The sequence below is a fragment of the Kaistella sp. genome (assembly GCF_032060305.1).
In the GTDB taxonomy this organism is placed as follows: Bacteria; Bacteroidota; Bacteroidia; order Flavobacteriales; family Weeksellaceae; genus Kaistella; species Kaistella yananensis.
On sequence record NZ_DAMBHK010000025.1, the window covers coordinates 17,295 to 18,698 of the forward strand.

Sequence of the window (1,404 nt, forward strand, 5' to 3'; positions counted from 1 at the left end):
ACGCCCATTGCACAAATCTTTCGGGCATAAGGTTTCCCTACATCCAGCCAAACACCGGTTTCGCCTTCGCTTCGTTCGCCTTTCAGCCCGTATTCTGCAATCACGCGGATGATTACTTCTTCCAGATTTCTCATGTACAGAAAGATATCGGATTTAAAATTATCAAGATCCAGAACCGGGTAACCCACCAACTGCCCGAAACCGTGATACGTAATATCGCCGCCACGGTTTGTTTTCACAAAAGTGGCGTTAATCGCTTTAAGTTTTTCGGAATTTGCGAGCATATTGTGTTCATCGCCGGATTTTCCCAAAGTATAAACATGGGGATGCTCGACAAACAACAGATAATTCGGAGTTTCTTCGTGTTTTCCGTCGGTTCTGTCACGATTTTTAAGTTTCAGATCGATGATTTCCTGCATCAGTTTCGATTGATACTCGAATGCTTCTTCATAATCCATCAAACCTAAATCCTGAAATTTCAAACTCCTGTTCTGTGTTGCTGTCATGTACTGAAAATTATTTGGGCAATCCCCTGCCAGGCTACTACAGCCGCGGGGTCGGGCTTTCCGTTGCAATCTTTTTTTGCGCGGCGGCTTCGCCGCCGCGGAAAAAAGGATTTCCACTTCAATCCCTATTGCGGAAGCAGTTGTGTCACCCAAAGCGCTTTTAGGACCACAAAAATACAAATTAATTTACTATGCTTTGAATAAAGTTTGTTGCGTTTTCTTTCCAGTTCTCCTTTTCTAAAAGAATTTTCACGAACGCTGTGCCTATAATTCCGCCATCTGAATATTCCGTTACTTTCCTGAAATTATCTTTCGACTGAATCCCGAATCCTATCATAACAGGGTTTTTAAGTTTCAAATCCGAAAGGTTTTTCAGGTATTTTTCATTGTCGATTTCCTTTACCGAACTTCCGGTTGTTGACGAACTCGAAACTGCGTACAGAAAACCGGAACTGAGCGAATCAAGATACCTGATCCTTTCATCGGAAGTTTCCGGCGTGACCAAAAAAGAAAAATTCAGGTGATATTGTTCTAAAATCGGCCTGTAATTTTTTTCAAATTCAATCGGAGGAAGATCGGGAATAATCAGTCCTGAAACTCCTGATTCCGCACATTCCCGGCAAAAATTCTCGAAACCAAAAATCAGAACCGGATTGATGTAGCCCATTAAAATGATGGGAATTTTAATTTCAGCTTTCACCGATTTCAGCTGTTCGAAAAGTTTTGCGATCGTCATCCCGTTTTTCAGCGCAAGTTCGTGGGCTTTCTGAATAACAGGTCCATCCGCCACGGGATCCGAATAGGGCATCCCGATTTCGACCATTTCTGCGCCGGAACTTTGAATAATTTTCAGAATTTCTGTCGTGTCTTCCAACTCCGGAACCCCGGCAGTAAAGTA

The 1,404-nt window shown here is 42.8% G+C and carries 2 protein-coding genes; both read right to left on the reverse strand.

What is annotated here, in order from left to right; translation table 11 throughout:
- A partial coding sequence (gene lipB / locus V5N63_RS05350; protein ID WP_332033117.1) for a lipoyl(octanoyl) transferase LipB occupies nt 1–506 on the reverse strand: 506 nt, incomplete at its 3' end.
- Nucleotides 507–687: 181 nt separating this feature from the next.
- Nucleotides 688–1,404: tryptophan synthase subunit alpha (gene trpA / locus V5N63_RS05355; RefSeq protein WP_332033118.1), on the reverse strand; the 717-nt coding region annotated here is incomplete at its 5' end.